Annotated in this window: 26 protein-coding genes; 13 read left to right on the top strand and 13 right to left on the bottom strand. The window is 67.4% G+C overall.

Annotated features, from left to right (window positions below):
* Positions 1-10: 10 nt before the first annotated feature.
* The 3 genes from Q9R47_RS04645 to Q9R47_RS04635 all read left to right on the top strand — a co-directional run bounded on the left by Q9R47_RS04645 (position 11) and on the right by Q9R47_RS04635 (position 3,244).
* Entirely contained in the window at positions 11-1,393 is a 1,383-nt protein-coding gene (locus tag Q9R47_RS04645) for a gluconate:H+ symporter (RefSeq protein WP_311232038.1), read from the top strand.
* A 237-nt stretch (positions 1,394-1,630) separates the two neighbouring features.
* Positions 1,631-2,269 (top strand): superoxide dismutase, encoded by a 639-nt coding sequence (locus tag Q9R47_RS04640; protein WP_311232037.1) that lies wholly within the window; start codon positions 1,631-1,633, stop codon positions 2,267-2,269.
* Between the two features lie 72 nt (positions 2,270-2,341).
* Positions 2,342-3,244: a ZIP family metal transporter gene (locus tag Q9R47_RS04635; RefSeq protein WP_311232036.1), complete on the top strand. Its 903-nt coding sequence runs from the start codon at positions 2,342-2,344 to the stop codon at positions 3,242-3,244.
* Positions 3,245-3,257: 13 nt separating this feature from the next.
* Here the strand turns inward: Q9R47_RS04635 and Q9R47_RS04630 are convergent, their stop codons facing one another.
* Entirely contained in the window at positions 3,258-4,691 is a 1,434-nt protein-coding gene (locus Q9R47_RS04630) for an aldehyde dehydrogenase family protein (RefSeq protein ID WP_311232035.1), read from the bottom strand.
* Between the two features lie 49 nt (positions 4,692-4,740).
* Positions 4,741-5,463 (bottom strand): Crp/Fnr family transcriptional regulator, encoded by a 723-nt coding sequence (locus tag Q9R47_RS04625; RefSeq protein WP_311232034.1) that lies wholly within the window; start codon positions 5,461-5,463, stop codon positions 4,741-4,743.
* 189 nt (positions 5,464-5,652) lie between these two features.
* Between Q9R47_RS04625 and Q9R47_RS04620 the strand changes: the two genes are divergently transcribed.
* Positions 5,653-6,192, top strand: a complete 540-nt coding sequence (locus tag Q9R47_RS04620; protein WP_311232033.1) for an Mpo1-like protein — start codon at positions 5,653-5,655, stop codon at positions 6,190-6,192.
* A 115-nt stretch (positions 6,193-6,307) separates the two neighbouring features.
* Here Q9R47_RS04620 and Q9R47_RS04615 read toward each other — a convergent pair whose 3' ends face one another.
* Complete coding sequence (locus Q9R47_RS04615) at positions 6,308-7,726, bottom strand: M20/M25/M40 family metallo-hydrolase (protein ID WP_311232032.1); 1,419 nt, start codon at positions 7,724-7,726, stop codon at positions 6,308-6,310.
* 90 nt (positions 7,727-7,816) lie between these two features.
* On the bottom strand, positions 7,817-9,922 hold the full coding sequence (locus Q9R47_RS04610; protein ID WP_311232031.1) for a sodium-translocating pyrophosphatase: 2,106 nt from the start codon (positions 9,920-9,922) through the stop codon (positions 7,817-7,819).
* Positions 9,923-10,163: 241 nt separating this feature from the next.
* Here Q9R47_RS04610 and ppa point away from each other — a divergent pair, with 241 nt between their 5' ends.
* From ppa to Q9R47_RS04595, 3 genes are all read left to right on the top strand, one after another.
* The gene (ppa, locus tag Q9R47_RS04605; protein ID WP_311232030.1) at positions 10,164-10,700 is read left to right on the top strand and encodes an inorganic diphosphatase; all 537 of its coding nucleotides are present in this window, start codon (positions 10,164-10,166) and stop codon (positions 10,698-10,700) included.
* 110 nt (positions 10,701-10,810) lie between these two features.
* The gene (locus tag Q9R47_RS04600; protein ID WP_311232029.1) at positions 10,811-12,238 is read left to right on the top strand and encodes an HD domain-containing phosphohydrolase; all 1,428 of its coding nucleotides are present in this window, start codon (positions 10,811-10,813) and stop codon (positions 12,236-12,238) included.
* Between the two features lie 117 nt (positions 12,239-12,355).
* A complete protein-coding gene (locus Q9R47_RS04595; RefSeq protein ID WP_404977093.1) occupies positions 12,356-12,919 on the top strand; it encodes a hypothetical protein in 564 nt (187 codons plus the stop codon).
* 7 nt (positions 12,920-12,926) lie between these two features.
* Here Q9R47_RS04595 and Q9R47_RS04590 read toward each other — a convergent pair whose 3' ends face one another.
* Both Q9R47_RS04590 and Q9R47_RS04585 read right to left on the bottom strand, forming a co-directional pair.
* Complete coding sequence (locus Q9R47_RS04590) at positions 12,927-13,271, bottom strand: H-NS histone family protein (RefSeq protein WP_311232028.1); 345 nt, start codon at positions 13,269-13,271, stop codon at positions 12,927-12,929.
* A 65-nt stretch (positions 13,272-13,336) separates the two neighbouring features.
* Positions 13,337-15,784, bottom strand: coding sequence for a heavy metal translocating P-type ATPase (locus Q9R47_RS04585; RefSeq protein WP_311232027.1), 2,448 nt, complete (start codon positions 15,782-15,784; stop codon positions 13,337-13,339).
* 182 nt (positions 15,785-15,966) lie between these two features.
* Here Q9R47_RS04585 and Q9R47_RS04580 point away from each other — a divergent pair, with 182 nt between their 5' ends.
* Both Q9R47_RS04580 and cueR read left to right on the top strand, forming a co-directional pair.
* On the top strand, positions 15,967-16,158 hold the full coding sequence (locus Q9R47_RS04580; protein ID WP_141649611.1) for a heavy-metal-associated domain-containing protein: 192 nt from the start codon (positions 15,967-15,969) through the stop codon (positions 16,156-16,158).
* A 98-nt stretch (positions 16,159-16,256) separates the two neighbouring features.
* Positions 16,257-16,823: a Cu(I)-responsive transcriptional regulator gene (gene cueR / locus Q9R47_RS04575; RefSeq protein WP_311232026.1), complete on the top strand. Its 567-nt coding sequence runs from the start codon at positions 16,257-16,259 to the stop codon at positions 16,821-16,823.
* Between the two features lie 119 nt (positions 16,824-16,942).
* On the opposite strand, the gene Q9R47_RS04570 is transcribed toward cueR, so the two are convergent.
* Genes Q9R47_RS04570 through Q9R47_RS04550 form a run of 5 tightly spaced genes read right to left on the bottom strand, consistent with a single transcriptional unit; the run spans position 16,943 to position 20,981 of the window.
* Entirely contained in the window at positions 16,943-17,281 is a 339-nt protein-coding gene (locus Q9R47_RS04570) for a copper-binding protein (protein WP_311232025.1), read from the bottom strand.
* Positions 17,282-17,320: 39 nt separating this feature from the next.
* Positions 17,321-17,806: a cupredoxin family protein gene (locus tag Q9R47_RS04565; RefSeq protein WP_311232024.1), complete on the bottom strand. Its 486-nt coding sequence runs from the start codon at positions 17,804-17,806 to the stop codon at positions 17,321-17,323.
* A gap of 48 nt (positions 17,807-17,854) precedes the next feature.
* On the bottom strand, positions 17,855-19,267 hold the full coding sequence (locus tag Q9R47_RS04560) for a copper oxidase (RefSeq protein WP_311232023.1): 1,413 nt from the start codon (positions 19,265-19,267) through the stop codon (positions 17,855-17,857).
* A 20-nt stretch (positions 19,268-19,287) separates the two neighbouring features.
* Positions 19,288-20,724, bottom strand: coding sequence for a TolC family protein (locus Q9R47_RS04555; protein ID WP_311232022.1), 1,437 nt, complete (start codon positions 20,722-20,724; stop codon positions 19,288-19,290).
* The gene (locus Q9R47_RS04550) at positions 20,721-20,981 is read right to left on the bottom strand and encodes a hypothetical protein (protein WP_311232021.1); all 261 of its coding nucleotides are present in this window, start codon (positions 20,979-20,981) and stop codon (positions 20,721-20,723) included. Before Q9R47_RS04550 ends, Q9R47_RS04555 begins: the two co-directional genes overlap by 4 nt.
* 206 nt (positions 20,982-21,187) lie before the next feature.
* On the opposite strand from Q9R47_RS04550, the gene Q9R47_RS04545 reads away from it, so the two are divergent.
* The gene (locus Q9R47_RS04545; RefSeq protein ID WP_311232020.1) at positions 21,188-21,874 is read left to right on the top strand and encodes a heavy metal response regulator transcription factor; all 687 of its coding nucleotides are present in this window, start codon (positions 21,188-21,190) and stop codon (positions 21,872-21,874) included.
* Positions 21,871-23,250, top strand: a complete 1,380-nt coding sequence (locus Q9R47_RS04540; protein WP_311232019.1) for a heavy metal sensor histidine kinase — start codon at positions 21,871-21,873, stop codon at positions 23,248-23,250. Before Q9R47_RS04545 ends, Q9R47_RS04540 begins: the two co-directional genes overlap by 4 nt.
* A gap of 98 nt (positions 23,251-23,348) precedes the next feature.
* On the opposite strand, the gene Q9R47_RS04535 is transcribed toward Q9R47_RS04540, so the two are convergent.
* Both Q9R47_RS04535 and Q9R47_RS04530 read right to left on the bottom strand, forming a co-directional pair.
* Positions 23,349-23,879, bottom strand: a complete 531-nt coding sequence (locus tag Q9R47_RS04535; protein WP_311232018.1) for a DUF4148 domain-containing protein — start codon at positions 23,877-23,879, stop codon at positions 23,349-23,351.
* Positions 23,880-23,952: 73 nt separating this feature from the next.
* Positions 23,953-24,324 carry a hypothetical protein gene (locus Q9R47_RS04530; protein WP_311232017.1) on the bottom strand — a complete coding sequence of 124 codons (372 nt, stop codon included), beginning with the start codon at positions 24,322-24,324 and terminating at the stop codon, positions 23,953-23,955.
* A 301-nt stretch (positions 24,325-24,625) separates the two neighbouring features.
* On the opposite strand from Q9R47_RS04530, the gene Q9R47_RS04525 reads away from it, so the two are divergent.
* Together Q9R47_RS04525 and Q9R47_RS04520 are read left to right on the top strand one after the other, a co-directional pair.
* Entirely contained in the window at positions 24,626-24,964 is a 339-nt protein-coding gene (locus Q9R47_RS04525; protein ID WP_311232016.1) for a four-helix bundle copper-binding protein, read from the top strand.
* Positions 24,965-24,990: 26 nt separating this feature from the next.
* Positions 24,991-25,404, top strand: a complete 414-nt coding sequence (locus Q9R47_RS04520) for a DUF305 domain-containing protein (protein WP_311232015.1) — start codon at positions 24,991-24,993, stop codon at positions 25,402-25,404.
* Positions 25,405-25,660: the final 256 nt, after the last annotated feature.

The following is a 25,660-nucleotide window of genomic DNA, read 5'->3' as shown; positions in this document are numbered from 1 at the left end:
CTCCGATTCCATGAGCCCACAGGACATTCAATTGCTGGTCACGGCGCTGGGCAGCGTGCTCGCGCTGGTCGCACTCATCGTTTCCCGGTCCAAACTGCATCCGCTGCTGGCGTTGCTGATCGTCTCCGTGGCGGCCGGCCTGTTCACGGGCATGCCGCTGGACAAGCTGGTCAGCGCGATTTCCGCAGGCGCGGGCAAGACGCTGGGCGCGGTCGGACTGGTGGTGGCGCTGGGCGCCATGCTCGGCAAGATCCTGGCGGATTCCGGCGTCACCGACAGCCTGGCGAATGCCATCCTGGAGCGCGCTTCGCGGAAGGCGCTGCCATGGGCGATGGCCGGCGTGGCCTTCATCGTCGGCATACCGATGTTCTTCGAGGTCGGGCTGGTCGTCTTGCTGCCGCTGATCTTCGGCGTGGCCCGGAGGCTGGAGGCCGAGCAGGAAGGCACCGGTTCGGCCTACGTGTACGTCGGCGTGCCGGTGATCGCCGCCCTGGCGGCCATGCACGGCATGGTGCCGCCCCATCCAGGCCCGCTGACGGCGATCGCCACGCTGAAGACGAACGTGGGCGCCACCATGATCTACGGCTTCATCGCCGCCATCCCGGCCATCGTGCTGGCGGGGCCGGTGTACGGAACATTCATCGCCCGTCGCCTGGCGGTACGCCCCGACGATGCCCTGGTCGCGCAATACGCACCCGAGGGCGCCCGTGGCCGCGCGGACCGGAAACTGCCCGGCATCGGGCTGGGGGTGCTGGCAGCCCTGGCGCCCGCCGTGCTCATGCTGCTGCACGCGCTGGGGGAAGTGCTGCTGCCCCGGAACTCCGCGCTGATGCATTTCGCCGCCTTCGTGGGCAACCCCATCATCGCGATGCTGCTGGGCGTGATCTTCGCCGTGCTGGTGCTGCGGCCCGGGCAACCCGAAGCCGTCCGCAAGGCCCTGGGCGACAGCATCAAGCCGGTCGCCAACGTGCTGCTCATCATCGCGGGCGGGGGCGCCTTCCAGCAGGTATTGACCAGTGCGCACGTGGGCGACGCGATCGTCCACCTGAGCCACCACCTGCCGGTCTCGCCCCTGTTGCTGGGCTGGCTCGTTTCCATGCTGCTGTCGGTTTCCACCGGCTCGGCGACCGTCGGCATCGTAGGAGCGGCGGGCCTGCTCGCGCCGCTGGCCGGGTCCGGTTCGGTGGGCAACCAACCGCTGCTGGCGCTGTCGATCGGCTGCGGCTCGCTGTTCTTCAACTATGCGAACCACGCCGGATTCTGGCTGGTGAAGGAATCGTTCGGCATGGACATGGGGGAGGCCACCAAGACCATTTCGGTCGTGCAGTCCATCGTGGCCTTGGTGGGACTGGGCATGGTGATGCTGATGAACCTGCTGCCGCCGCTGGCCTGACACCGGAGCGGCGTCGGCCCCTGCCGGGCCCCGCACGGGGCCTGGGGCATTCGGGAACGTACGACGAGGCCTGCGGCGCAGAGAGTGCGCCGCAGGCCTCGTTTTTTTGCGCGCGCGTTCGGTGGGTTTTCGCAGAAAAGCCATTTCCTGCTTGACATCAATGAGAATAGAAATAATTATCATTTAAAGACCGTCAAGTTCTATCCCATCCGCTTTTCCGTTCAGAAAGTCACCGCCATGCCGCATACCCTTCCCGCCTTGCCCTACGCCTACGACGCCCTGGAGCCGCACATCGATGCGCGCACGATGGAGATCCACCACACCCGGCACCACCAGACCTACGTCAACAACCTGAACGCGGCGCTGGAGGGCACGCCGCATGCCGGCACGCCGGTGGACCAGCTCGTCGCGGGCCTGCAATCGCTGCCGCAATCGCTGCAGACGGCCGTGCGCAACAACGGCGGCGGCCATGCCAACCACAGCCTGTTCTGGACGGTGATGGCGCCCGAGGGGCAGGGCGGTGGCGGAGTGCCCGGCGGCGCGCTGGGCGAGGCGATCGACCGCGACCTGGGAGGCTTCGATGCATTCAAGGAGGCGTTCACCAAGGCCGCGCTCACCCGCTTCGGCAGCGGCTGGGCCTGGCTGGTGGTGGACGGCGCGGGCCGCCTGGCAGTGGAGAGCAGCGGCAACCAGGACAGCCCGCTGATGGCCGGGCTGCTGTCCGGCCACACGCCGATCCTCGGGCTCGATGTGTGGGAACACGCCTACTACCTTCAGTACCAGAACCGCCGCCCCGAATACATCGCGGCGTTCTATCGTGTCGTGAAATGGGATGAGGTCGCGCGCCGCTACGACGAGGCCAGGGCGCGCGGCTGACGGCCGGGCACGCATCCCTTCCTTTCGCGAGCACAGGAACCCGACCCGAACCCGCCTCCGGAGCACCCATCCATGCCAGCCGAGACCACGCTTTCCTTCCGACGCCCCGGCTGGGGGCCGCGCCGCTGGCTGGGCCTGGCGATCGCCGTGGCGGGCGTGGCCGTGCTGGTGCTGCAGTTCACGCAGTTCCTGCAGGCCCACCCGCGTGTCGCGCAGGCCTGGCAGGGCGGGCTGGTGGCGGCGCTGGCCACCGCGCTCGGCACGCTGCCGGTGGTGTTCTCGCAGCGCCTCTCCGAGCGCGTGCAGGACACGCTCTTCGGCTTCGGGGCCGGCGTGATGCTCGCCGCGTGTTCGTTCTCGCTGATCATCCCCGGGCTGGCCGCGGCGAAGGACAACGGCGCGGATGCGTGGGGCGCGGGCGGCATCATCGGCGGCTCCATCCTTTTGGGCGGGCTCGCGCTGCTGGCGATGGAGCGGCTGCTCCCGCACGAGCATTTCATCAAGGGCGTGGAAGGCGGCCCGTCGCCGCGCACGCTGCGGCGCACCTGGCTGTTCGTGTTCGCGATCGCGCTGCACAACCTGCCGGAGGGGCTGGCGATCGGCGTGGCCTACGGCGGGACCAGCCCGGTGCAGGCCGGCACGCTCACGGCCGGCATCGCGATCCAGGACGTGCCGGAGGGGCTGGTGGTGGCGGTGGCGCTGCTGGCCGCGGGCTACAGGCGCTGGCTGGCGGTGCTGCTGGGCATGGCCTCCGGCCTGGTGGAGCCGCTGGGCGCGGTGCTGGGGGCCTCGGTCATCGGCCTGTCGGCGCAGCTGCTGCCGTGGGGCCTGGGCTTCGCGGCCGGGGCGATGCTGTTCGTCGTCAGCCACGAGATCATTCCCGAATCGCACCGCAAGGGCCACGAGGCCTGGGCCACGGGCGGGCTCATGATCGGCTTCGTGCTGATGATGCTGCTCGATACCGCGCTGGGCTGAGCACTCCGCCGGCTCACCCGTGCCGGATCGCCACGGTCTTGAGCGTGGTGAAGCCGTGCAGTGCCTCCAGGCCCTTCTCGCGGCCGTGGCCGCTGGATTTCACGCCGCCGAAGGGCAGTTCCACCCCGCCGGCCGCGCCGTAGTTGTTGATGAACACCTGGCCGCTGGCGAGGCGCCGGGCCATGCGGAACTGGCGGCCGCCGTCGCGCGTCCACACGCCCGCGACCAGGCCGAAGCGCGTGCCGTTGGCCAGTTGCGCGGCATGGTCCTCGTCCTCGAAAGGCATGGCGCAGAGCACGGGGCCGAAGATCTCTTCTTGGGCGAGGCGGTGGCCGGGCGGCACGTCGCGCAGCAGCGTGGGGGCCTGGTAGAAGCCGCCTTGCGGCGCGCCATCCACCACCGTGCCCTGCGCCATCACCGGAATGCCGGCCACCTGCGCGTCGGAGAGAAAGTCCCACACGCGCTGCTGCTGGCTCTGGCGGATCAGCGGGCCCAGGTCCAGGTCCATGGCGGCGGGCCCGACGCGCAGCGCCTCGAACATGCTGGCCAGCCGTTCCAGCACGCGTTCGTAGACGATCGCATCGATCAGCACGCGCGAGCCGGCCGAGCAGGTCTGGCCGGCGTTCTGCACGATGGCGTTGACGACCGCGGGCAGGGCCGCGTCGAGGTCGGCATCCGCGAAAAGGATCTGCGGGCTCTTGCCGCCCAGCTCCAGCGTGACCGGGCAGTGCCGCTCGGCCGCGGCCTGCTGGATCAGCGTGCCGATGCGCGGGCTGCCGGTGAAGCTGATGTGGTCGATGCCCGGATGGCGCGCCAGCGCGTCGCCCACCTCGTGCCCGTAGCCCGTCACGATGTTGATCGCGCCCGCGGGAAAGCCCGCCTCGGCCGCGAGCTGGGCCACGCGCAGCAGTGAGAGGCAGGCGTCTTCCGACGGCTTGACCACGCAGACGTTGCCCGCCGCCAGCGCGCCGCCCACGCAGCGGCCGAAGATCTGCATCGGGTAGTTCCAGGGCACGATGTGCCCGGTCACGCCGTGCGGCTCGCGCCAGGTGAGCACGCTGTAGCCGTCGGTGTAGGGAATCGTGTCGCCGTGGAGCTTGTCGCAGGCGCCCGCGTAGAACTCGAAGTACCGGGCCAGCGCCAGTGCATCGGCGCGCGCCTGCCGTGTGGGTTTGCCGCAGTCGCGCCGCTCGATGTCGGCCAGCTCTTCCGCATGCTCCGCCACCACCTGCGACAGGCGCATCAGCAGCCGGCCGCGCTCGGCCGGCGCGACCGCGCGCCAGGGGCCGTCGTAGCACTGCCGCGCCGCGCGCACGGCCGCGTCGATGTCCTCGGCCGTGCCGCGCTGGATCTCGTCGTAGGGCTGGCCGTCGGAGGGATCGATCACCGGCAGGGTGCGGCCGCCGGAAGAGGGCACGGCGGCATGGGCGATGTGGTGGTACTGCATGCGGACGATTGTGCGGCAGGTGAGGCTGGTGAAGGCCGGCCGCGGCGGCTCAGGCGCAGGCCGCGCGCAGCCCGGGAAGGTCCAGGATCTCGATGCCGCCGCGGTGCATGCGCAGCAGGCCGCGGGACTGCAGATCGCGCAAAAGCTGGTTGGTGGTCTGGCGCGAGAGTGCGAGCATGAGCGCGAGCTGCTCCTGCGAGAGCGCGAGCAGGCGGCGCGAGCGGCCTTCGCCCGCCCATTGGCCGTAGCCCTCGGCCATGAGCACCAGCCGCCGGGCGAGGCGCTGGGGCGCGGGCAGCAGCGCGAGTTCTTCCAGCGCGACGAAGGCGGTGCGCAGCTTGTCGGCCAGCAGCAGGCCGAGCGCATGCCAGTGCGCGGGATGGTCCTGCAGCCAGGCGCGCAGGGGCGCATGCGGCACCTGCAGCACCGCCGTGCCGGCCTCGGCCGCATGGGCGTCGTGCGTGCGCGGCGCGTGGTCGAAGACGGCGATCTCGCCGAACCAGGCGGGCGGCTCCAGCCGCGTGAGCAGGGCTGCGCGCGGCTGCGGGCCGCTGCCGCCCACGCCCGAGATGTCGATGGCGCCGCGCACCACCGCATACAGGCCGCAGGGCGGATCGCCGCGCAGGAACAGCGCCTGGCCCTGCTGCAGCGTGCGCACGTGGGCCATGGCCGTCAGCGCCTGCGCCAGCTCGGCGGGCAGGCCCGCGAACCAGCGGCCCGCGGCGAGCGTGGCCAGGTGGTCGGCGGCGACGGAGGGCGAGGGCTGCGGCATGCGGTGGCCGTGCGGTGAGGGAAGGCGCGGAAGAGGGGTGGGCGGAATGGAGATGGGGGGCACCGCAGGTCGGCGCCGGGTGGCCGGCGCGGTGTTGTGTCGGCTGGCCGACAGACGGCCGCGGGCCACCTGCGGATTATTCGGCCAGATGCGCCCCGCCCGAGAGGGTCGCCACCCCTGGAGACACCCATGAAAACCCTGATCGACCACCTGTCGCAGTATGCGGATTACCACCGCGATCCGCGCAACATCCGCACCCATTTCGTCGGCGTGCCGATGATCATGCTGGCCGTCACCGTGCTGCTGTCGCGCCCGGCGTGGCTGGCCGGGGGGCTCTTGCCGCTCTCGCCGGCGCTGCTGGCCGCGCTGGCGGCGAGCGTGTTCTATTTCCGGCTCGACGGGCGCTACGGGCTGGCCATGGCGGCGGTGCTGGCCGCCATGCTGGCCGTGGGCCAGTGGCTGTCGGCGCAGGGTACCGCGCTCTGGCTGGGCGCGGGCGTGGGCCTGTTCGTGGTGGGCTGGGTGATCCAGTTCGTGGGCCACCATTACGAGGGCCGCAAGCCCGCGTTCGTGGACGATCTCGTCGGGCTGATCGTGGGGCCGCTGTTCGTGGCGGCCGAGATCGGCTTCGCGCTGGGGCTGCGGCGCGAGGTGCAGGCCGCGGTCGATGCGCGGTCGGGCCCGGTGCGCATCAACGCGCAGCGCCCGGGCCGTGCGGCCCAGGCCTGAGGCCCGTCCCAAGAGCGGCTTGCACGGCCCGGCGAAGCGGTTCCGGCGAAGCGCCGCATTGCAGGCAGTACACGTGGTACGTCACGATGCGGCAACGATGCCAGAAGGGCCCGCTCTAACGGGGCTGCCGGCGGGCCAGCAGCGGCTCGCTTGTACCCTGCACGCCCACCAGCGCCAGCACGGTGACGAGGCCGGTCTGCGCACCCTTCCAGGCGTCGGTGGGATCGAACCATTCGCCCAGCGCGTGGAAGCTGCCGGTCTGGCCGCCGCTGCCCAGGATGATCGCCGGGATGCCCAGGCCCATGGGCACGTTGGCGTCGGTGCTGGCCGCGCGCAGCGCCGGCTGGCCGCCGGCCGCGATCACCGAGGCGACGGCCGCCTGCACGATGGGCTGATCGGCGGCCGTGGCGCCGGCAGGGCGGTCGCCGATCATCTTCGGCGTGGCCGTGATCTTCGCGGCGGTGTTCCAGCGGCGGTTCTCTTCCTCCACGCCGCGCTGGATGGCGGCCAGGATGTCCTTCTCGGCCCGCAGCAGCGCGGGCAGGGCGTTGGAGCGGATGTCCACCGCCATGGTGGCGTCGCCCGCGATGGTGTTCACCGAAGTGCCGCCGCCCACCTTGCCCACGGTGAAGGTGGTCTTGGGGTCGGCCGGCACCTGCACGTCGCCGATGTGCGCGATCGCGCGGCCCATCGCATGGATCGCGCTCGGCACCTGGCCGAAGGCCGCGAAGCTGTGGCCGCCGGGCCCCTGGAAGGCCACCTCGTAGCGGTGGCTGCCCGTGCCCTGGTTCAGGATGCCGTTGCCGTCGCCGGGCTCCAGCCCGACCATGCCGTCGATGTCGGTGTGCTCGCGGAACAGCGCCTTCATGCCGCGCAGGTTGCCCAGCTCTTCTTCGCCCACGTTCGCGACGAAGACGATGTCGCCCACCGTCTGCAGCCGTTGCTCGTTGAGCGCTTTCAGCCAGGAGAGCAGCACCGTCACGCCGCGCGTGTCGTCGGAGATGCCGGGGGCGTACAGCCGGCCGCCTTCCTCGCGCACGGTCAGCTCGGTGCCTTCGGGGAACACGGTATCGAGGTGGGCCGACACCACGAGCTTGGGGCCGTTGCCCGTGCCCTTGCGGATGCCCACCGCATTGCCTTCCCGGTCGATCGCGGCATTGGCCAGGCCCAGTTCCCGGAAGCGCTTCACCACGTATTCGGCGCGGCGCTGCTCCTTGAAGGGCGGCGCGGGGATCTGCACCAGCTGGCGCAGTTCGGCGATGGCGCGGTCGTGGTCGGCACGCACGCCGTCCAGCACCTGCTGCACGGCAGGAGCCGAGCGCACGGCCTGCAGTGCGCGTTCCACGGCCGGGCTGGCCGCGGGCGGCTGCTGCGACACGGGGGCCGCCTTCGTCTGGGCGGTGGCCGTGCCCGCGGCCAGCGCGCCCCAGGCAAGCGCGGCAGCCAGCGCTGCCGCCAGGGCGGAGGGCTTTCTGCGGACGGCAGAACGATGGGAAACAGCGAAGGAAAGCAGTGCGCAGGCGTGCAGCGGCATCGGGGCGGTCTTTCGTCGAAAGCGGAAGGTTGTCCCTGCCACCTTAACGCAGGCGCGGCCCCGCCCCGGGCCCGGCGCGTCGCCGTGGCGTCAGCCGCCGCCGTGCAGCCGAGCCACCAGCGGCACGATCAGCAGCGCCACGATGTTGATGATCTTGATGAGCGGGTTCACGGCCGGGCCGGCGGTGTCCTTGTAGGGATCGCCCACGGTATCCCCCGTGACGGCGGCCTTGTGCGCCTCGCCGCCCTTGCCGCCGTGGTGGCCGTCTTCGATGTATTTCTTGGCGTTGTCCCAGGCGCCGCCGCCCGTGCACATGCTGATGGCCACGAACAGCCCGGTGACGATGGTGCCCATGAGCAGCCCGCCGAGAGCGCGCGGCCCGAGCAGCAGGCCCACGGCGATGGGCACGGCCACCGGGAGCAGGCTGGGCACGACCATTTCGCGGATCGCGGCGGCGGTGAGCATGTCCACCGCGCGGCCATACTCGGGCTGGGCGCGGCCTTCCATGATGCCGGGGATGGTGGCGAACTGCCGCCGCACCTCCACCACCACGGCGCCCGCCGCGCGGCCCACGGCCTCCATGGCCATCGCGCCGAACAGGTAGGGCACCAGCCCGCCGATGAACAGGCCCACGATCACCAGCGGGTCCGACAGGTCGAAGCGCAGCGCCTGCCCCTGCGCGCTCAGCTGGTGGGTGTAGTCGGCGAACAGCACCAGCGCGGCCAGGCCCGCCGAACCGATGGCGTAGCCCTTGGTCACGGCCTTGGTGGTGTTGCCCACGGCGTCGAGCGGATCGGTCACGGCGCGCACGGCGGCCGGCAGCTCCGCCATTTCGGCGATGCCGCCCGCGTTGTCGGTGATGGGGCCGTAGGCGTCCAGTGCCACCACGATGCCCGCCATGCTCAGCATGGCCGTGGCCGCCACCGCGACCCCGTAGATGCCGGCCAGGGAGTACGAGGCCAGGATGGCCGCGCACACGAACACCACCGGCCAGGCGGTGGAGCGCATCGACACCCCCAGCCCCGCGATGATGTTCGTGCCGTGCCCGGTGGTGGAGGCCTGCGCGATGTGCCGCACCGGCGCGTACTGCGTGCCGGTGTAGTACTCGGTGATCCACACCAGCGCGGCCGTGAGCACCAGGCCCGTGGCGCAGGCGCCGAAAAGCCGCCAGGGCGTGGCCCCCTGGAAAACCGGGGCATCGGCGAAGAGCCAGAAGGTGACCAGGCCGAAGGCGGCCAGCGACAGCACCCCGGCCACGGCCAGGCCGCGGTAGAGCGCGGGCATCACGTTGGTCATGCCCGGCGGCGCACGGACGACGGCGCAGCCCGCCACCGAGGCCAGGATCGACACGCCGCCCAGCGCCAGCGGATAGGCCACGGCCAGCCCGGGCGCGAGGCCCAGCAGCGTGCCCAGCACCATCGCGGCGATCAGCGTCACGGCGTAGGTCTCGAACAGGTCGGCCGCCATGCCGGCGCAATCGCCGACGTTGTCGCCCACGTTGTCGGCGATCACGGCCGGGTTGCGCGGGTCGTCCTCGGGAATGCCGGCCTCCACCTTGCCCACGAGGTCCGCCCCCACGTCCGCGCCCTTGGTGAAGATGCCGCCGCCCAGCCGCGCGAAGATGGAGATCAGCGATGCGCCGAAGGCGAAGCCGATGAGCGGATGCAGCTGCGCCGCCGCGCCCACGCCGGCTGTCGGCGGCGCCCCATGCAGCAGGAAGGCGGCGAAGCCGGCCACGCCCAGCAGTCCGAGACCCACGACCAGCATGCCCGTGATGGCGCCGCCGCGGAACGCCACCTGCAGCGCCGGGCCGATGCCCCGCGCCGCCGCCTGCGCGGTGCGCACGTTGGCGCGCACCGAGATGTTCATGCCGATGAACCCGCAGGCGCCGGAGAGCACCGCACCCAGCACGAAACCCGCCGCGGTGCGCAGGTCGAGGAAGAGGGCGATCAGCACCGCCAGCACGGCGCCGGCCACGGCAATGGTGCGGTATTGCCGCGCGAGGTAGGCGGCCGCGCCGGACTGGATCGCCGCGGCGATGGCCTGCATGCGTTCGCTCCCCGCGTCCTGCGCGAGGATCCAGCGGCGCGCCCAGAGGCCGTAGCCCACGGCGACCGCGCCGCAGGCGAGCGCCAGCCAGAACGCGGGGCCGGCAGGGCCCGGGAAGGTGGAGGAAAGAAGCGGGGAGGCAGCCATGCTCGTCGTCTCCTGCGAAAGGGTGCACGGGAGGAAACACGCAACGCGTCGCGGGAGCCGGTGTTTCCGCTGCGTTGCTTCCTCGTGCCCATCGGCCCGCGAAGGCGGGTGGAGACGATTGGCCAACGCGCCCAATGTACGCCTGCGGGCGGCGCGCCGCAAGCGGTGCCTCCCGCGCGCACCGGGAGATCGGATATCCGCCGCTCTAGAATGCGCGCTGCATTCCCTCACCATCCCAACCATGTCCCTCAACAACGTCACCCCTGGCAAGAAGCTTCCCGAAACCTTCAACGTGGTCATCGAGATCCCCGCGGAATCCGATCCGATCAAGTACGAAGTGGACAAGGAATCCGGCGCGGTCTTCGTGGACCGCTTCCTGACCACGGCCATGTACTACCCCTGCAACTACGGCTACGTGCCCCAGACGCTGTCCGGCGACGGCGACCCGGTGGACGTGCTGGTGATCACGCCGTACCCGCTGCACCCCGGCGTGGTCGTGCCCTGCCGCGCGCTCGGCATCCTGAAGATGGAAGACGAAGCCGGCGTGGACGGCAAGGTGCTGGCCGTGCCCACCACCAAGATCCTGAAGATGTACGAAGGCTGGAAGACGGTGGACGACGTGAACCCCGTGCGCCTGAAGGCCATCAGCCACTTCTTCGAGCACTACAAGGACCTGGAAGAAGGCAAGTGGGTGAAGGTGCTGGGCTGGGAAGGCGTCGAGGCCGCCCACAAGGAGATCACCGACGGCGTGGCCAGCTACGCCAAGTCCCAGGGTTGATTTCCAGCGGCCCTCGTGGCCGCGCCACCCGGAAAAGCCTGCCGGCTGTGCGCCCGCAGGCTTTTTTTCGTTCCTGTCGAGTCGCTCGGTGACCGTATAGTCAAACCGGCATGAACGACAATGCAAGCAGCACCGAGAACGGCGACGGCGGCAGCGACCGGCGCAACCCGCAGGCGCCTTCCCAGGCATCCGCCGCCGCGGCCCGGCAGGCCCTGGCCGACGCGCGGGAACTGGCGCGGGACGGCACGCACTACCTGCGCAGCGTGACCGACATGGCCGAGCGCGTGCCGGTCGTCGCCCGCGGTGCGATCTACAGCGACACCGGCATCAAGCTCGTCGACCAGGGCACGCGGATCGATGGCCGCCTGTACGACCGGCTCGTGCACCATACGTTGCGCGATCCGATCGACGGCCTGCTGGGAGCGGAGGGCGGCGTGGACGCAGCTGCCGTCGAGGCCGAGGCCCGCCGGCAGTGCGATGCCGGCCATGACGGCGGCGGCGGGCTGGCCGCGCTGCTGGCACGCGCCCATGGGGGACCGGAGCCCCTGCTGGCGCCGCTGCGCGGCCTGCTGCTGCCCCCGCCCGTGGCCTTCCGGCTCACGGTGATGCGCGCACAGCGCGCCCCGCTCTACGGGCACAGCGTGTGCGTGATGCTGCTGGCGGTGCATCTGGCCCTGGGCCGTGGCGACAGCGGACGGGACGTCTCGCTGCTGGCCGAGGCGGCCCTGCTGCACGACATCGGCGTGCTGCACATGGATCCGGTATGGAACGATCCCGAGAACAAGGTCACCGGCCCGGACCGCAAGCACCTCGTCGCCCATCCGATCACCGCCATGCTGCTGCTGCGGGCACCGGGCGCCTACCCGGCCTCGGTCGAGACGGCCGTGCTGGAGCACCACGAACGCATGGACGGCACGGGCTATCCGCGGGGCCTGCGCGGGCCGGACATCTCACCCATGGGGCAGATCCTCATGCTGTCGGAGGTGGCGGCCGCCTTCTTCGAGAAGTACAGCGCGCTGGCCGCGCAGCGGCTGTCGCTCAGCCTGCGGCTCAACCACCGCAAGTTCGCACCGGACCTGGTCGCGCTGCTGCTGCCGCTGCTGGCGGATGGCGGAGGCACGGCCGTCGCGCTGTCGCCCCCGCGGGAAGAGGCAGGCCGCGTGCTGGACACGCTCGGCGGCGCCTTCGACCGCTGGGCGGACGTGCGCTCGCGCCTGCCGGCGGACCTGCTGGGCCGCGGCAGCCGCCATCCCGCGGCGTTCGTCGACCAGCGGCTGCAGGCGCTCCAGCAATCGCTGGTCGAGGCCGGCGCCCATCCGCGCCAGCAGGGCGAGATCGACGTCTACCTGCAGGGCGATCCGCAGGGCTCGGCGGAACTGGCGCTGGTGCGCGGCGAAGCGCTCTGGCAGCTCGGGAGCATCGTCCATGCCACCCAGCGGCGCTGGCCCGAACTCAGTGGCGGCGGCAGCACCGACGCGGCCGATGCCGCCGTGGCCGGTTGGTGCGCCCACTGCGCGCTGCTGATGTCCGCGGCCTGACGCCGCGGCCCGCCGACGCGCAGGCCATGGCGGCATCCTGCGCCGCGGAATGGGACGGCGGCTGACAGCCGCGCCGGGTCGAATGCTGTATATTTAAACAGTACTTCGATCCAGCCCATGGCCACCCCCGCATTCCTTCCTTCCCCGTCCGCTTCGTCGGCCGGTATGGCCCGCCAGGGCGGCGGGGGACGATGCGTGGAGGTTCCCGGAGTGTGGCGCGGAGCATCGCTCGGCGCCGGTACGGCTGGCATCGGCCTGGCCGCGCAACGCGTGCAGCCATCGGGGCATGCGGCGCTCGATGCGCAGTTGCCGGGCGGTGGCTGGCCGTTGGGAGCCATGTCGGAAGTGCTGCTTACCGGCAGGGGCCGGCACGAATGGCCGCTGGTGCTGCCCGCGCTGGCCGGCGCGGTGGCGCGGCTGCCTGGGCGGGTGGTGCTGGTGGCGCCGCCCCATGAGCCGTTCGTCCCGGTGCTGCACGCGGCCGGCCTGCGGGCCGCGCGGCTGTGCTGGGTGGCGCCGCCGGCCGATGCGCGCGATGCAGCGGCCGCCTGGGCGTGCGAGCAGGCGCTGCGCTGCCGCGACGTGCTGGCGGTGCTGGCCTGGCTGCCCGGCGCGGCGCCCGAGATGGGGGCAATCTCGGTTTTTGAGCAAAACCTGAACCTACCAGCGAAACCCCCTTAGATATCAATTACTTAGCTCGGGTCAGTCGTTTGCTGGAGACCTTGAAGTCCTCAAGGGTGTGCCCTCGTTCAAGGGCTTCGTTGAGCCACGTCGGCCGCCTCCCGCGCCCCGCCCAGGTGTTTCCATTGCCATCTTGGTAGGCCGCCTGTACCTGTGGCCGGGTACTGGGCGTTGTCGGGTGTTTTTGCCGTGCTAACTTTGGCGCTGGGTGGGCCTGATCGAACAGATCGCCGGGCAACAGGTCATACTGAGCGATCACCTCCTTCATCAGTGGAATGATCGCCTCCGCGTCGTTGGCGCGGCCCATCGCCTCTTCCAGGCGTTTCCTCATTTGACCCAGCGTCTTTGGCACCAAGCACCTCTCTTGAAACGATTGAACCGCATCATAGAGGGCTCACCCGCTGAACGGCTTCGCACTTAGCGTTGTGGCGAGCTACCCTCCTCAGGCGCGCCTGACGATCGCTTCCACGACCGAAGCGTCAACGCGTTCGTTACCACGCTCACGCTGCTCAGCGCCATGGCGGCGCCAGCGACCATGGGGTTGAGCAGACCGAACGCGGCCAACGGAATACCGATCACGTTGTATGCGAACGCCCAGAACAAGTTCTGGCGGATTTTCGCGTAGGTGCGGCGTGAGATGTCGATCGCATCGGCGATCAGAGCAGGATCTCCCCGCATCAAGGTGATCCCGGCAGCGTGCATCGCAACATCAGTGCCGGTGGACATGGCGATCCCCACGTTGGCCGCCGCAAGCGCGGGGGCGTCATTGATGCCGTCGCCCACCATGGCCACCTGCTTTCCCTGCGCTCGCAGCTCGGAAACGATCTCGGACTTGCTCTCTGGAAGGACCTCTGCACGAACCTGGTCAATGCCCAGTTCACGCGCCACCATGGCCGCGCTGCCTTGGTTGTCGCCGGTGACGAGTACCGTCTCGATGCCCAGCCCGTGCAACTGGCCCACCGCGCCGCGTGCACTCGTCTTGACCGTATCGCCGAATGCCAGCAAACCGATCAGTTCGAGGGTTTCCGTCACGTCCGCGATCCAGGACACCGTTCTGCCTTGCGCATGCATCTGAGCCTCCGTGGGGGCCAGGCTGTCCATGGAGACCCCCAACTCATTCATGAAGCGCGTACTTCCCAAGCGGATCTGTCTTCCCTTGACAACGGCAGACATGCCCCGGCCGGGCACGGCGGCCACTTGGGAGGCTCGGGGCACGATCGTTCCCTGCTCACGCGCGGCGTCCATCACGGCCCTTGCCAAGGGATGTTCGCTGCCATTTTGAATAGCGGCGGCGAACGAGAGCAGTTGTTCGCCATGCCCCGGGGCAGGAATCGCTGCGGCCAGCGTGGGGCGGCCTTCGGTGAGTGTGCCGGTTTTATCGAATGCGATGGTGTTGATGCGGTGTGCGGTTTCCAGGGCCTCGGCGTCCTTGATCAGGATCCCATGGCGCGCGGCGACTCCGGTGCCGGCCATGATGGCCGTGGGGGTGGCCAACCCCAGTGCGCAGGGACAGGCGATGACAAGAACAGCCACCGCATTCAGGATGGCTTCCTCCCAGTTGCCCGTGGCCACTCCCCATCCAACCAGGGTGAGCGCTGCAAGACCGAGCACTACCGGAACGAACACTGCGCTGACTTGGTCCACCGTGCGCTGGATGGGCGCTTTCTTGGCCTGCGCAGACTCCACCAAACGCACGATCCGCGACAGGGTGGACTCTGCGCCAATTGCAGTGGTGCGAACCACCAGCAGGCCTTCTGCGTTCACTGCACCACCGGTCACCCGATCCCCAACGTGCTTGGCAACGGGCAGGCTCTCTCCAGTGATGAGGGACTCGTCCACCTGGCTCGCTCCTTCCAGCACCTCTCCATCCACAGGCACCCGTTCTCCCGGACGCACCACGACGGTGTCACCGACTTTGACGCGCGCCAGCTGCATGTCGATGTCGCCGGCGGGCGTACGCACGCGTGCGACCTCCGGACGCAGGGAATGCAGCGCCCGGATGGCTGCGGTGGTCTGCCTTTTGGCCCGCGCTTCCAGCCACTTGCCAAGCAGTACCAAGGTCACGATGACGGACGATGCTTCAAAGTAAAGGTGAGGCGTGCCATGTTCGGCGTGTCTGAGGAGCAAATACAAGCTCAGACCGTACCCCGCCGACGTGCCCAAGGCGACCAGCAGGTCCATGTTGCCCGCACCCGCACGAAGCGCTTTCCAGCCCGCGCGGTAGAAGCGCGCTCCGAGCCAGAACTGCACCGGCGTCGCAAGGGCCAGCTGCAGCCAGTCGCTCAAGGCCCAGTCTTGACCAAAGAGCATCCCCAGCATGGGCCACACCAGGGGAGCGGAAAGACCAGCAGCCAGCGCCACAGGCCACCACGGCTCACCGTGTCTGGGCGATTCCGGCGACGACTCGGTACCTACTGGCTGGGCTTCGTAACCAGCCTTCTCGACGGCTTTGAGAAGCAGGTCGGCATCGGCGTCGGCGCCAAAGCGCACGAGGGCACGCTCCGTTGCGAGGTTGACCTCGGCATGGGTGACGCCCGGGACGGCCTTGAGGGCTTTTTCGACGCGGCCCACGCAAGAGGCGCATGTCATGCCCTTGATGGACAGCTCCACCGTTTCCTGCGCTACCTCGTAACCGGCCTTTTGCACAGCGCCAGCCAGAATGGGGAGAGTCACCGAGGGGGTAGCCACCACGGCCGCGCGTTCGGTGGCGATGTTGACGGTGACATCCTGAACGCCGGGGACGGCCTTGAGTGCCTTCTCCACCCGGGCCACGCATGAGGCGCAGGTCATCCCCAGGATCGGCAGGTTCAGGTGCGCCGTCGAGACAGACGCTGGCGCGCGGGTATCTGACATCGTGGAATTCATGGGTTGCTCCAGTGGTGAGTTCAACCGGCGAGTGCCGGCACGAGGGAGACTTTCAGGGTTGCCACGGGGTCAAGCTCAAGATGCCAGGCAGCGGGCTTTGGGGCGACCTTGCTGGCGCTTGACCTTGCTACCGTGGCAAGCCCAAAACTGCCCTTGCCGTAACTTTCTTCCACGAGGTGCACATGCTTGAATTTCAACTGCCCAACATGACCTGCGGCCACTGCGCCGGCATGGTCAGCCAGACTCTGAAAATGATGGATCCGGACTGCAAGATCGAGGTGGATATGGCCCACCGCAAGGTGTCGGTACAAAGCAGCGAGGACCGCAAGGCTCTCGCCGAGGCGCTGTCCGAGGCGGGCTACCCGCCCGCCTGAGGGGTTGGGTAGTTTCTGAGGTTCGAGGTATTGACATTGACACGGTGGCAAGGTGCACAGTCCTGCCACCGTGTTTCATTCATTGAGCAGGAGCGACCATGACCGCACTCATGAACATTGGGGATGCCGCCAAGGCGGCCGGGGTGTCTGCGAAGATGATCCGCCACTATGAACAAACGGGCTTGCTTCCCGAAGCTGAGCGCAGCGAGTCTGGCTATCGCCTCTACAGCGAGCGCGAGATCTCGGTCCTGCGATTCATTCGGCAGTCCCGGCGCCTGGGGTTTTCGATGCCGCAGATTGCAGAACTGATCGGCCAGTGGGGCGACAGCCATCGCAGCAGCCGGCAGGTCAAGGCGATTGCCGAGCGCCATCTGGTCGATCTGGAAGAGAAGCTCAAGGAGATCGTGGAGATGAAATCCGCGCTGGAGCAACTGGTGTTGGCCTGCGCTGGCGACGACCACGCCGACTGTGCGATTCTGGACAACCTGGCGCGCGAGAGCCCATCCGCCCCCAAGCACAGCGCCAGTTTCGTGAAGCCGTCACGGCGCAGCGCCAAGTCTGGCGCTGGCGCCCACCTCGCCCCGGCTGGCCCAGCGGCGGCATCCAGCCACCTGGATCTCATGACCTGGATGCGCGGCGTACACATCCATCGCGGCGGACACTGATGCACACGGCTGCAGCAATACGCAGCCTCCCACGAAACGCACGGCCGACGCGGACCACTGTCCGCGTTCAGGTGCTATCGGTAGCAGAGCGCTCGGTGGCGCCCCGCGCTGACACAGTCTTACTTGGCAGGCTCGATGGCCGTGACCACCATCTTTCCGCTCTCGCTCGCCGCCATGAAGCGGACCTTGTCGCCCACCTGAACCTTGTCGAGCAAGGCTTTGTCCTTGGCGGTGAACACCATGGTCATGCCCGGCATCTCCAGGTGCTTGATGTCACCATGCTTGAGGGTGATCTTGCCCGTGTCCTTGTCGATCTTGCGAACTTCGCCGTCGGTCATGGAGGCCTGGGCCGCAGCGGTCTTGGCGGGCTCGGCCGCAGCCTGGGCCATGCCTACAGCGGGGATCAGGGCGGCCAGCGACAGGGCTGCAGCGGCGAGGTGGCGATGGGTTTGGCGCATGGGAGGCTCCTTTCGTGGATGTGATTGCGTTGGAATGAATTACTTCTTGCTGACCTTGACCTGGCCCTTCATGCCAGCGTCGTAGTGGCCTGGGTAGAGGCACGCGAAGTTCACATCCCCGGCCTTGGTGAACTGCCAGATGATTTCACCCTGCTTGCCTGGGGCCAGGGAGATCTTGCTGGGCTCTTCGTGCTCCATGTCGGGGAATTTCTTCATCACCTCGTAGTGTTCCTTGAGCTCGGCTTCGGTGCCCAGGCTGAACTCGTGCTTGACCTGGCCCGTGTTTTTGATCACGAAACGGACCGTCTCGCCTTGTTTGACTGCGATGTTGGCAGGCGTGAAGCGCATCGTGTCAGCCATCTCGACGTTGATGGTGCGGCTGACCTTGGCGGCTTTGCCGGGTTCGCCGATGGCCGAGTCAGCGCTGCCATGGCCGTGGCCACCGGCATGGTTGCCACCGGCAAAGCTGTTGAAAGACAGCGCCACCAGGGCGCAGGCGGCGATCAGGGAAAGGTTGCGTTGCATAGGTACCTCGTTGGAGTGGATTCGGGGGAAATTCTTCAGGAACGTTTTTCAGTGGCCGCTGTGCGCGGAAGGCTTCTTGACCTTGACCACGGTATCGGAGGAGCCTTTGTCCTTGCGGGGCATGGATTGCCCGCCTTCGGCCTTGAAGCGCGATGGCTCGGCCACCGGGCCCGTGTACTCGTAGGCGACGGTGCCCTCGGGGTGCCTGTACCAACCCGGGTTCTTGTAGTCGCCAGGTTTCTGGTCACGGCGCACCTTCAGAACGCTGAACATGCCGCCCATCTCCACCGAGCCAAAAGGACCCTCGCCGGTCATCATCGGAATGGTGTTGTCCGGGATGGGCATTTCCATCTCCGTCATGTCCGCCATGCCGCGCTCGCCCATCACCATGTACTCGGGGATGAGGTTGTTGATCTTCTTGGCCACGCCTCGATGGTCCACCCCGATCATGGTGGGAATGTCGTGGCCCATGGCGTTCATCGTGTGGTGGCTCTTGTGGCAATGGAACGCCCAGTCGCCTTCCTCGTCGGCCACGAATTCGATCTGGCGCATCTGCCCCACCGCAACGTCGGTCGTCACCTCATAGAGCCGCGTGCTCTTGGGCGTGGGCCCGCCGTCCGTGCCGGTGACCAGGAACTCGTGCCCGTGCACGTGGATGGGGTGGTTGGTCATGGTCAGGTTGCCGATGCGAATGCGGACCTTGTCGTTGAGACGAACGTTCAGCGAATCGATCCCAGGGAAGATGCGGCTGTTCCAGCTCCACAGATTGAAGTCCAGCATCGTCATGATCTTGGGCGTGTAGCTGCCCGGATCGATGTCGTAGGCGTTGAGCAGGAAGCAGAAGTCCCGATTGACCTCATCGATGAGCGGGTGCTTGGCCTTGGGGTGCGTGATCCAGAAGCCCATCATGCCCATGGCCATCTGGGTCATCTCGTCCGCGTGCGGGTGGTACATGAAAGTCCCGGGGCGGCGAGCGACGAATTCGTAAACGAAGGTCTTGCCCGGCTGAATCGCGGGCTGGTTCAGGCCCGCTACGCCATCCATGCCGTTGGGCAGCCGCTGGCCGTGCCAGTGAATGCTGGTGTGCTCGGACAGCTTGTTCGTCACAAAAATGCGAACGCGATCGCCTTCCACCACTTCAATGGTCGGCCCAGGACTCTGGCCGTTGTACCCCCAGAGATGGGCCTTGAAGCCGGGCGCCATCTCTCGCACCACGGGCTCGGCCACCAGATGGAATTCCTTGACGCCCTGGTTCATGCGCCAAGGCAGCGTCCATCCATTGAGCGTGACCACGGGGTTGTAAGGGCGTCCGCTGTTGGGCACGAGGGGCGCCATGGTGTCCGGACTCGTCTGGAACACCGGCTCGGGCAAGGCGGCCATCGCCACCCGGCTCACACTGGCGGCGGCTACGGCTCCCCCCGCGATACCTGCAAACCGAAAAAAGTCTCTTCTCGAATTCATGAGTGGATTCCTAGTGGGGATCAATGACCGGCAGCAGCTTCGGCGGTGCCGCCGCCTCCACCGCCTGCCACGCTGGCGCTGGTGGGTTTGCCGATGAGTGAGGCCTGCAGGGCCGCGTCGGCCTGCCAGAACTGCTGCTCGGCGTTGAGCGCGGCCATCACCGAATTGACCTGGTCGCGGGAGTCGGCCAGCAGTTCGAAGACACTGATCAGCATCCCGTTGTAGCGAAGCTGGTTTTCTTCGGAGATGGTCTTTCTCAGTGGAATGACCTCGTCGCGGTGGTGGCGGGCGATGTCGTAAGCAGTGCGATAGGCCGAGTAGCTCTCGCGCAGGTTCGATCCGGCAGACCGTGCTGCGGCCTCCAGGCGGTTGGCCGCTGCGAGTGTCTGGGCATTCATGGCGTCGCGCTTGACGCCGCCCCAGTCGAAGATGGGCAGTTGCAGGCTGATTTCGAAACCGCGCCGGGTTTGGTGCGTGCCTTCTGCGGCGTCGAACACGGAATCGCGCCGCACGCCCAGCTCGATGTCGGTGAACGTCGTGACCGTGTTCCAGCCCTGCGAACGCGCAGCGGCTTCGTAGTCGGCCTTGGCAATCTGCAAATCCAGGCGGCCTTGGGAGGCCAGGCGACCCGCCTCCTGCGCCGACATGGGTTCCTTGGGCAGGGCCGGAAGGCGCTCGGGCAACTTCAGCATGGCCGCCTGGCTGTCGTCCAGGCCGAGCAGGCGCACCAGCTCCTCCTTCGCGGCCGTGGTCTGGTGCTGTGCGCTGGCCAGCTGCGTAGCGGTATCAGCGTAGAACGCCTGCTGGCGGGCACGGTCGAGCTTGTTGAAGTTGCCCACCGACTGCAGGCGTTTGGCCAGCTCGGCGCTGGCCTGCGCGCTGGCATAGACCTGTTGGGTGTAAGCCAGGGTCTGCTGCGCGGCCACCGCACGGACCCAGGCTTGGCGTACCTGCGTGACCTGATCGATCACTTCGGCGCTGAGCTTGAGCTGGTTTTGCTTGATGCGCCGCTCTGCGACTCCGATGCGCGACGGCAATGTGAGCAGATCCAGCAGCCCAAAGGACAGCAGGCGGCCGATCTCTGTTTCATCGCCCAGTCGGACCCTCTCCAGGGTCAAGATCGGGTTGGCGATACGCGCCGATTGTGCGGCTGCGGCCGAATCCGCCCAGTTCTGTGCCACGACAGCTTGCAGGGCCGGACTGTTGACCAGGGCGAGCTGTACCGCATCCTTTTGACTGAGCGGCCTGCTCAGCAGATCGGAGGCACGGCTGCGCAGGGCATCACGCTCCTTGGCGTCCCGCGCCAGGCTCAGTTGCCCGTCCGTGAAACTCTTGGTGGTCGTGTTGGTATCGGAGAGGCTTTGCTCCAGGTTCGCACTGGCGCAGCCGCTCAAGACCGCCACGGCGGCCAGCGCGATCAACAGCTTGGTGCGGGGCATGGACGCGGCCCGGCTCATTGCTTGCCTCCGTGGTGGGCGTCATGGCCTTGGCCTGGCTGATCCTGCCCGCCAGCCGGCGCTGTTTGGCGCATTTCCTTGGCGTAAGCGCGCCAGCCGCCGATCTCGCCCACCTTGTCGTTGGCCTCCCGCCAGGGTTGCACCGGCTGGTCCTTGTAGGCCTGGTAGTCCGAGAAGGCCGAGCTGTACTGCAACGGGTAGTCCGTCTTCGGTGCCGTATCTGGTGCCTGCGCGAGGGCCAGGGACGGTAGCAGCATTCCAGCGGCCAGCCAGTAGCTTGAGGTAGGTCGTGAAAGCCAGGGATGGGTCATAGTTTCACCATGCGTTCTTGATGAAAGGCATTCTGTTTGAGGCCTGCTACCAGGGACATAACGGCTTGATTACTTCTTTGTTATCTCGCTGAAAGCTACGGTGTCTGGAGGCACACTGGCGGCCACACACGTTTGCGCCAGGAGAGTCTTTTGTGAAGATATTGATCGTCGAGGATGAGATCAAAGCCGGGGAATACCTGCGCCAGGGCTTGCGCGAGGCGGGCTTCAATGCCGATCTGGTTCACAACGGGGTGGACGGGTTGCACATGGCCCAGGAAGGCGACTACGACCTCGTGATTCTCGACGTGATGCTGCCTGGCATGGACGGCTGGCAGGTCCTCAAGAGCCTGCGCCGGGGCGGGCAGGAAATGCCCGTGCTGTTCCTCACCGCCAAGGACCAGGTGCAAGACCGCGTCAAAGGGTTGGAACTGGGCGCCGACGACTACCTGGTCAAGCCCTTTTCGTTCGCGGAGTTGCTCGCACGGGTGCGCACGATCTTGCGGCGCGGGCGCAACGGCACCGAAGTCACTGTGCTGCAAGTGGCGGACCTGGAGCTGGATCTGCTGCGCAGGCGCGTGGGCCGCGCGGGCAAGCGCATCGACCTCACGGCCAAGGAGTTCGGGCTCCTGGAACTGCTGATGCGCCGGCACGGTGAAGTCCTGCCGCGCTCGCTGATTGCCTCCCAGGTCTGGGACATGAATTTCGACAGCGATTCGAACGTCATCGAGGTGGCGATGCGCCGCCTGCGCGCCAAGATCGATGACGCCTATGACATCAAGCTCATCCAGACCGTGCGGGGCATGGGCTATGTCCTTGAGGCACCGGAGGACGGCGAGTGACCGCGCGGTATTCGCTGACGACCCGGCTGACGGCATTTTTTACGCTGGCCTCCGGGCTGGTGCTGGTCGGGCTGGGCACCATGGTGGCCATTTCCATCGACCGGCACTTTGTGGAGCTCGACCGGGACGCGTTGCGCGACAAAATCCACCTGACGCGCGAGGTGATCAGCAAGGCGAGTTCTGCACAGGACCTGCAGGTTCGCCTCGACGATGTGCTGCACAGCCACGAGGGCCTCTATGTGAGCGTGCTTCGCGAGGGCAAGGTCGTCTACGCGACCGCAAACTTCGAGTTTCCGCGCGACACCGCGCAGAGGACGCGCACTGCACGCCTGGGAGTTGCCGCGTGGGAGGATGGAAACCATGAGTACCGGGGAATGACGCAAGCAATGATGCCGGCAGGATCGTCAGGTGCGCCGCTGGAAGTCTGGGTGGCGCTCGATATCGCGCACCACAAGCACTTCATGCAGTCGCTTATCCAGGCGCTGGTGGTATACGTGCTTCTGGCCACGCTCGTCGCCGGCTTGCTGGGCTGGTGGGCCGCCAAGAACGGGCTGGCGCCCCTGCGTGCCATGCGATCCAGGGCAATGGCCATCACCGCGCAACGGCTGGACGAGCGCATGCCCACGCAGGAGTTTCCGATAGAGATGAGCGACCTCGCGTCCACCCTCAACGAAATGCTGCGCCGGCTCAAGGACGACTTTGACCGGCTGTCGGAGTTCTCCTCGGACCTGGCGCACGAGTTGCGCACCCCCATCAACACCCTGATGACGCAAACCCAGGTCACGCTCAGCCAGGCGCGCACCGCGCAGGAGTACCGCGAGACCCTGGCGTCCAATGCCGAGGAGTACCAGCGCCTGGCGCGGATGGTGGCGGACATGCTGTTTCTCGCCAAGGCAGACCATGGCCTGATCCTGCCGACCACGGAGCCCATCGCGGTCCATGCAGAGGTGCAGGCGCTGTTTGAGTTCTATGAGGCGCTGGCCGACGAAAAGCACGTGCGGCTCGCGTTCGATGGGACGGCGCAGATCTCGGGCGACCGGCTCATGCTGCGCAGGGCGCTGAGCAACCTGCTGTCCAACGCCATCCGGCATGCGCCCAGCGATACCACGGTCAAGGTAAGGCTGGAAGCAAGGGCCAACGATGTGTTCGTGCACGTAGCCAATGCCGGGCCCGCCATCGACCCGGAGATGCTGCCCCGGCTGTTTGACCGGTTTTTTCGCGCAGACAAGTCTCGCCGCCAGGCGGACTCGGACGGCGCAGGGCTGGGCCTGTCGATCACGCAGGCCATCGTGCGCGCCCATCGCGGGGAGTTGACGGTGCAGTCTGAGCAGGATGCGACCCGCTTCACCATGCAGTTTCCACGAACGCTTCCTTGAAGGTGCGGCGAGCGATCCTTGCTGTCGAACCAAAGACCTGAGACCGGTGAGCCAGGTGCCGTGACCCGGCTCGCCGCAACGGCGTGCCCAGACCAGATTCAGAAACTGGACGATTGCGGGCTTGCATGAGAGCTGGCCGCCACTGCGCCCGGGAGCGCAGCGTGGTACCGCTCGGGATACATCTCGTGGAGCGTGCGACCGTCTTCGCCCACGGCAACCACCTCACCCTCGGCCATGGCTTGCGCGAGTTCGCGTTGGACCTGTTCACGGGTCTTCGTCGGCCCCGCTGCCACTGCGGGGTAACGTGCGGGCTGCAGCTCGCTCATCCGCGCGCCCGATTCACCCACTGCGATCAGGTCGCCGCTTTGGATGGCTTGGACCAGCTCGGCCTGCACTTGTGCACGGGTCTTGGCGCCCGCAGCGGGTGAAGTCAAGGGGTAAGCACCCGGGTTGAGCTGCTTGAGGGTCAGGCCTGATTCGCCCGAGGCCAGCATGTCGCCGCTTTGCACCGCTTGCAGCAGCTCGGCGCGCACCTGATCGCGGGTTTTGGAGTTGGCTGTTTGGTCCGAAGCGAACGCAGCCGGCGCAGCAATGAGGGATAGAACGATAAGGGCGGAGTGGAGTTTCATGGGATTTCCTTCGTTGTGAATGACGAACATTGGAGACGCTCGGGCCACTTCAGTGGCAAGCGGTCAGCGGACCTCAGGGCAGTTGGCGGGCATCCACCCAGCCGGCTTCGCCACCGAGATCGCGCACACCGTCTTGCGTGACGGGACTGCGCTTTGCCGCTTGCAGCTCACCGCTGACCTGCTGGCGCGTCTTGGTGAGGGCCGGTCCTTTCACCAACGGGTACGTGGCCGGGTAACCACGGCTGATCCAGTGCAAAGAGCCGTCTTGCTGCGCAGCGATAACAGCGCCTTGTACGGCTTGGCGCGAGACCGCGCCGCCCAGGTGATCGGCGGCAAGGCTCACGCCTTCTTCCTGGCTTGCGCTGGGGTGGTAGACCGAGGTTGCGAACGATGCGCCGGCCGAGATGGCGAGGCTGGCAGCGATGAGTGCGGTGCGGGTTTTCATGATGGTTCTCCTGGGTGGCCGGATGCCCGATATGGACCTTCCAGATAGCGCTTTTTGCGCCATGGAAAGAAGTCTAGAAATCGGTCGCGAACCCAGAGATGACCTTGCGATTACGGTTCTGAAATCTCCTCGTAATCCTCAGCGCCCCCAGCGCAAAAAACCTGCCATCCAGAGGTCAATCGTCGGCGCTTGCCTACAGCGCGCGCCGCGCACTGACGCAGAAGATGACCGTTCCTCGCGCTGCAAATGCGCAGGATTTGCGTTCCGCAAAACCCCTTCGAACGATCACAAGGAGATACCTATGACCTCTACCTCGACCCCCCATCAGAGTTGCATCCAGGCCTGTTTCGACTGCGCTGCCGCGTGCAACCAGTGCTTTGCCGCCTGTCTTCAAGAAGAGGACGTGAAGATGATGGCCCGGTGCATTGCACTCGATGTGGACTGCGCCGCCATCTGCAGCCTGGCCGCCAATGCGATGGCCCGCAACAGCGAACAAGCGCAGGCCATCTGCGCGCTGTGCGCCAAGATCTGCCGAGCTTGCGGCGACGAATGTGCCAAGCATGAAGCGCAGCACTGCAAGGACTGCGCCAAGGCGTGCTACCGCTGCGCCGATGAGTGCGCCGCCATGGCGAGCCACTGAAGCTCGCGGACGAGCAGGAGAACCCCATGCCAAAACCAGTCCTGAGACACAAGCGCATCCTGGCCGCAGCCGTTGTTTTCGGCGCGCTCGCCTCGCCCCTGGCCCTGCACGCCCAGACAGCCGCGCACTCCGCCGGCAAGGGCGGGATGGATCACTCCGCAGCTGCCGGCAAGATGGACATGAAGGCCATGATGAAGGAGAACAACGAGAAGATGGCCGCGATCCCGATGACCGGCAATGCAGACGTGGACTTCGCACAGATGATGCGCATCCACCACCAGGGGGCCATCGACATGGCCGAGAGCGAACTGCGCGACGGCAAGGACCCACAGATGCTCAAGATGGCCAAGGACATCATTTCGGCTCAGAAGAAGGAAATCGCTGTGCTGGATGCGTTCCTCGCCCGCAGTGGCAAGGCGGCCACTGGATCCGCAAAGTAGCCGTTTCGACGCTTGCGTTGCTGCCCCGTGCCGTGGAACGTGTCCAGGGCCGGGGCAGCGTTCATTGGCGAGGCCTGGTCGGATGGCGCAACGCTGGTGTGCGATGGATCAAGCGCAAGACCAATCCCCCTTGACATTCCCATCGTGTCAGGCTCTATGGTTGCGTCATGCGCTTTTCGGTTACCTCGCAGGGCACAGGGTCACGCAAGCTTTCCTGTACTTGAGGTCGCTTTTGCAGGTCCAAGCAGAACAACAC

This window comes from Acidovorax sp. PRC11 (genome assembly GCF_031844105.1).
GTDB lineage: Bacteria > Pseudomonadota > Gammaproteobacteria > Burkholderiales > Burkholderiaceae_C > Paracidovorax.
Note: the sequence above shows the minus strand (reverse complement) of the source record. Positions and strands in the feature narration are given on the sequence as shown.